The organism is Bathymodiolus platifrons methanotrophic gill symbiont (assembly GCF_002189065.1).
Lineage (GTDB): Bacteria > Pseudomonadota > Gammaproteobacteria > Methylococcales > Methylomonadaceae > Methyloprofundus.
Genome location: NZ_BDMN01000410.1, coordinates 1 through 5,886 on the forward strand (window position 1 = coordinate 1; position 5,886 = coordinate 5,886).

The window sequence follows — 5,886 nt, forward strand, 5'->3', positions numbered from 1 at the left end:
ATAATTCTGATAAAGGTTTCCTGGAAACCGGATATCACCGTAAAAATTCGTATGAGGAATTTAAGTCCTCATTAAAAAAATACATCTGAATAATAAAAATATAAAGGTTTGACATTTATGGGCTTTTGTCTTGATTCCCTCGAACAAATCAGAAACCGGCTGCTTGATCTTACGGCCAGAAACCGATTGTTAAATTTCAAACATGGGCGCGGTGCTTATATACGCATTATCGACGAATTGCCTGATCAATTATGTGATTTGTTGTTGACGGAGGAAGAACTGGAGTTTTTGGCGGTGCCGGAACCGACCCGTGAACAGTTAATCGAGGCGGGTTATTTGAAGATCGAAGAAGAGACAGGAGATGAGGTTCGGATAAAAAAAGACCCAACGGCTTTGGAGTGGGCTAAGTGGTTAAAACTTGAGACAGATTATGAACTCCCTATGCCGACAGAGAACGATGAAGCGGATAAGCATCAAGACAAGGCCATCCAGTCTTTATTGTTTCCGTATGAGATGGAGACACAACTAAGAAAGGTGCGTAATAATGCAGAAACAGCCATTGAAGAAACGGGAGCAAACATTCTATTTTTGTCTTTTGGCTTTCTGGAATGGTTTGAAAGCAATGACAGCGATGTAGCCAGATTAGCACCATTATTTTTGGTGCCAGTTAAACTGAATCGCGGCAAATTAAATAAAAATTCTGGAACCTATGTTTATACCCTCAACTACACCGGTGAAGATATTTTACCTAATCTGTCCCTGCGGGAAAAAATAAAACTTGACTACGGCTTAGCGCTTCCCGAAGTGGATGAGACTATTTCTCCTGATGTTTATTTTGAGGAAATCAACAGGCGCGCCATACTACCTCACGAAATTCCGGGACTCCTGTCGCCGTAATTCGTTCACCTACGCAGCGAATAGGAGATGCTCCAGCCGCCCTGCGTCCGCCACAGACTGAGCACAAAGCAGCTCAGTCATGGCTACCACAAATGGCTCTACGGCTATTCGGGATAAAATTTTAGCCTCCCTCGCGCGCTATACACTTCGGATTGGCAAATTTCCCTGCGCCTTCTGGAGACTATCAGCCCGTCCGGGGCTGACAGCGGCAGTTAATTGACATCAATCAACCCCGCTGGAAGGTAAGACGATATTGCACCCTGGCGCTATTGAATTTTGGCAAATTATTGATGTATCTGGACTTGGACCCAGCACGTTGGCCTGAAGATGAAGGCAATATTGTTAACCATCCTATCGTGCAAAAATTCTTTGCCTCTGGCTCTAATGAGGAACAAGGTGGAGCGCAGTTTTCACAAGAGTATGAAATAGATTCGGTAAGCGATATTCATGAACAATATCCATTAATTGATGATGCTGACAGCTCTCAGCACAGTGCTTTGATAGATGCCATTAATGGTAAAAATATGGTTATTGAGGGGCCGCCGGGTACTGGCAAATCCCAAACGATTACCAACTTAATTGCAGCCGCACTCGCTCAGGATAAAAAGGTTTTATTTGTTGCTGAAAAACTTGCGGCTTTACAAGTTGTAAAACACCGTTTGGATAGGGCTGGACTTGGTGATTTTTGTTTGGAATTACACAGTCATAACACTCAGAAAAGTCAGGTTTTGCAAAATATTAATGCACGTTTGGTCAAACAAGGTTCTTACAATTCACCTGCAGAAATAGATGCGGATATTTCACGTTATGAACAGCTGAAACAACAGCTTAATAATTATGTCATTTTGGTTAATCAGCCCTGGAAAAATACTGGGCTGAGTATTCATGAAATTTTTATGCGGGCAACTCGTTATCGGGAAAAGATGGGTGAAGTCGATATTGTTGCCATTCACCCAATCGGATTTGATGGTGATATGTTTAATACAGAAGTGCAAAAACATCTTGACGATCAAATTGATATCTATCATCAGGCTTATCAGACAGTTTCTAACCAATTTCAGGAGGGCAGTGATATGCTCTCCCACCCTTGGGCGGGTGTGAACAATCTGGAGCTGCAGATGTTCGATTCTCATCAGGTGTGTGAGTTATTGTCGGGTTGGAATAATTCCCTGCTGGACTTACAAGAAACCCTGACAAGCATTTGTACTGATGTCGGTTTTGAACAAGACAAGATTGATTGTTTTGAAACGATTGAACTAATTGAACAAGATTTTGCATTATTTTCTGAATCTTTCGAGCAGGCTGTTTATGAGATTATTCCGAATCTAAGAGACGAGAGTTTGCAATTATTCGAAGATTACATTCATTTGTTCAAGTCAATTCAAGCATTGTTTATGCAGTTGGCTCCGCATGTCTCAGCTTCTTTACTTGAGGACTTAGATCAATATGAAGTGTTGGCTGAATCACAAAGTCGATTTTTTTCATTGGGTATTAGCGAGCAACACTCCTTAGCTGACTTAGCGAAAAGTATTAATCGTATTCATAAGCTCGAAGAGTTGATCAATAAAATTGAAAGAGTTGCCCAGAATGTAGGGGAACATTTTGGCCCTGCATTTTATCATCATATTTCAAATTCAGAACAAGGTATTCGCGAGTTTTCATCGCTGCTTAACTTGACCAGTCAATTACCTATTGCTTTGTGGAAAAAACGTGGTGAGTGTTTTGATGAGGAGGAACTTGATAATGTCATTCCTGAATTGGCTACCTATCTTGATCAGTTATGGCCTTTACAGAAGCAACTTGATGACTGGATAAAGCTGGATAAAGCGCCCAGGTCAGGCAAGTTGAAGGAGATCCATGAGAACTTAGTCAATGGTGGTTTATTTAAGTGGTTTAAACCCAGCTGGCGGAAATCACGAAAAGCCTTAAAACGTTTATCAGCAAGACGTAAAGCTAAATTTAAAGATCTATCAAATCAACTAGACGACCTGCTTGTTTTTGTAGAAACGAAAGAAAAAATGGAAGCTGATAAGCGCTTTACTCAATTATTGGGTGATAAATTTGTGGGTTTAAACACACAAATCGATGAGCTAAAAACCTTAAGAGCCTGGTACAAAGCAGTTAGAAGCTATTATGGTATTGGTTTTGGGCCCAAAGTAGACTTGGGGCAAACGATTATTGATTTGCCGATATCAACGGCTAAGGGTATTCATTCTCTTGCTGAGCAAGGTTTAAACAATCAAATCACTCATATTTTAAATGAGATTGTTTTTCTACAGGACAGCTTTACAAATTTTTCAGCATTGAAAAATAGTAACAAACTATTACTAGGTCAAGACTCTGCACTGATCGAGTTAAGCAGTTTGTTGTCGCATTGTCTGGAGCCTTGTCAACGCTTTTTCAAGCAGGGAGATATTCATCTCAAAGAAATGTCAGCGTTGCTTGTCCAGCTAAATGATTTGAAAGTTTTTGTCGATCAATGGAGTCGTAGTGATGTTAGCCAGAATTTATGTGCGGGTTTATTAGATTTAAAGATTGGACTGCACCAAAATAATCAATCGCTTTTGGAACAGGCTGAAGTTACGCTTTGCCTTACAAAAAAGATTGATGCGGTTAAAGTTTTACCATTGAAAAATGTGATTTATGACAAGCCGTCCGTAGAACTTTTGGAAAAGTTTCCTTTATATGCTAAGGATATTAGACAAAAGCAGGAAAATATCCTTACTTTATTTCAACAATTTATTAAAAGGACACTATTGGATGAGCAGCAGTGGATAGGAGTTGAGCAAGACACTTTAACTTTGCTTATAGCAAGAAATAGCAAAGCAATTGCAAACAAGGATTGGTTGGTTAATTGGCTGGATTTTGTAAGAATTCGTGAACGGGTGAACGATATTGGATTTTCTGGGTTAATCACTGTGCTTGAAACCGGGAAAATACAATGGAATGATTTTAAGTCAGCTTATTTATTATCGGTCTATGATCTGGTTGCGCGCGAAATTATTGAAGAGCGACCTGAATTGGCTCAATTCACCGGCAGTCAGCAGAAAACAATTCAACAGCAGTTCTGTCGTTATGATGAAAGGCTGAAGTCGTTACAACAACAAAAAATTGCCTGGAAAACAGCGCAAAAGAACATTCCTGCTGGAAATTCAGGCGGTAGAGTGAGTAATTACTCTGAGTTGGCTTTATTAAAACATGAATGTGGTAAAAAAACTCGCCATGTACCCTTACGTCAATTAGTTAAAAGGTCTGGGCAAGCATTATTAAACCTAAAACCCTGTTTCATGATGGGACCTATGTCTGCAGCGCAATATTTGTCCCCAGGGGAAATCAATTTTGATTTAGTCATCATGGATGAAGCATCGCAAATGAAGCCCGAGGAGGCATTAGGTGTTATTGCCAGAGGAAAACAGCTGGTTGTCGTTGGTGACCCCAAACAGTTACCACCCACCAGTTTTTTTTATAAGGCCGTAAATGATGACGATGAAGATAATACTGCTATTCAAGATTCTGAAAGTATTCTGGATGCAGCTATGCCGATGTTTTCAGCCAGGAGGCTACGCTGGCATTATCGTTCTCAACATGAAAGCCTGATCGCTTTTTCAAACCATTCATTTTATGACAGTGATTTAGTGGTCTTTCCTTCGCCGCACAGTGAGTCTTCGGATTATGGTATTAAGCATACTCGCGTGGCAAGAGGGAAATTTGTGGCGCAGTCTAATATTGAGGAAGCGGAAGTGATCGCTGAAGCAGTTGCCAAGCATTTCTTGTCACGCCCGAATGAGTCTTTAGGCGTTGTTGCTATGAATGCTAAACAAAGGGAGCAGATAGAAAGGGCGATTGAGGATTTAAGCAAACAGAAGCTTGAATTTCAGGAAGCTTTAGAACAAAACAGGGATTGTGATGAACCGCTTTTTATAAAAAACCTTGAGAATGTGCAGGGTGATGAGAGAGATGTTATTTATATCTCCTTTACTTACGGTCCCCAATCTGATGGAGCTAAGGTCATGCAACGGTTTGGGCCGATTAATTCAGAGACTGGTTGGCGTCGCTTGAATGTTCTGTTTACCAGAGCGAAAAAACGAATGCATATCTTTTCTTCGATGGGAAGTGAAGATATTTTAGTTTCTGAAAGATCAAGTCGTGGTGTAAAGGCACTTAAAGACTTTTTAGGTTTTGCCGAAACGGGCTATATCCATCAGCCGCAACATACGGGTAAAGAAGCTGATAGTGATTTTGAAATTTCGGTTGCCAACAGTTTACGTGATGCTGGTTTTGAAACAGTTCCTCAAGTTGGGGTGGCAGGTTTTTTTATTGATTTGGCTGTTGTTGATCCAGGAAAACCAGGACGCTTTTTGATGGGGATTGAATGCGATGGCGCCAGCTATCACTCTGCAAAGTCAGCTAGAGATCGCGATCGCTTACGTCAGGCGGTTTTAGAGCGTCTAGGCTGGCGGATTAACCGTATTTGGTCAACTGACTGGTTCAAGAATCCTCATGCTGAACTGCAACCCTTGATAAGAGAACTAAATCAACTGAAGTCTGAATATAGCCATGATCTTGAAGAACCTTCAGAAGAGGTGAGTTTACGAGAAATAGTTGTTGAACAAGAAAAAGAAGAGAAAATTGTTGATTCCTATGTGAATGAACAGGCGGATTTGAAGACAAAACTTGAGCATTTTAATCTTATGGTCATTAAAAAAGAACATCCTGATACACCCGATAAAAACCGATTGTTAAGACCCGCAATGCTTGAAGCTTTATTAGAATTTACACCGCAGACAGCTTGGGAATTCAAAGAATTGGTCCCGCCATTTTTACGGCAGGGTACTGCAAGTGCAGAAGGTGAATATATTGAAAATGTATTGGAGATTATAAGGGCAGATTTTAATTAGTTAGTTAGTGCCTGCACGAAAAGCCATTTTTTAAAAATGCCCTACTTAACCTGAGTTCGGGATAAGAAAAGTGGTCAACCTTCTATAAAAC

At 40.5% G+C, this 5,886-nt stretch carries 3 protein-coding genes; all 3 read left to right on the forward strand.

All coding sequences use genetic code 11. The features are described from left to right. Positions 1-117 precede the first annotated feature (117 nt). The 3 genes from CDZ78_RS18400 (at position 118) to hhe (ending at position 5,795) form a co-directional block, all read left to right on the forward strand. Positions 118-897 (forward strand): DUF4011 domain-containing protein, encoded by a 780-nt coding sequence (locus tag CDZ78_RS18400; RefSeq protein WP_087871283.1) that lies wholly within the window; start codon positions 118-120, stop codon positions 895-897. Positions 898-976: 79 nt separating this feature from the next. Continuing rightward, entirely contained in the window at positions 977-1,117 is a 141-nt protein-coding gene (locus CDZ78_RS22365) for a hypothetical protein (protein WP_167374400.1), read from the forward strand. 49 nt (positions 1,118-1,166) lie between these two features. Beyond that, complete coding sequence (gene hhe, locus CDZ78_RS18405) at positions 1,167-5,795, forward strand: DUF4011 domain-containing anti-phage protein Hhe (protein WP_140414203.1); 4,629 nt, start codon at positions 1,167-1,169, stop codon at positions 5,793-5,795. Positions 5,796-5,886 lie beyond the last annotated feature (91 nt).

Coding starts and splice junctions, on each gene's coding strand:
- CDZ78_RS18400 (WP_087871283.1), top strand. CDS start 118: ATGGGCTTTTGTCTTGATTCCCTCGAACAAATCAGAAACCGGCTGCTT.
- CDZ78_RS22365 (WP_167374400.1), top strand. CDS start 977: ATGGCTACCACAAATGGCTCTACGGCTATTCGGGATAAAATTTTAGCC.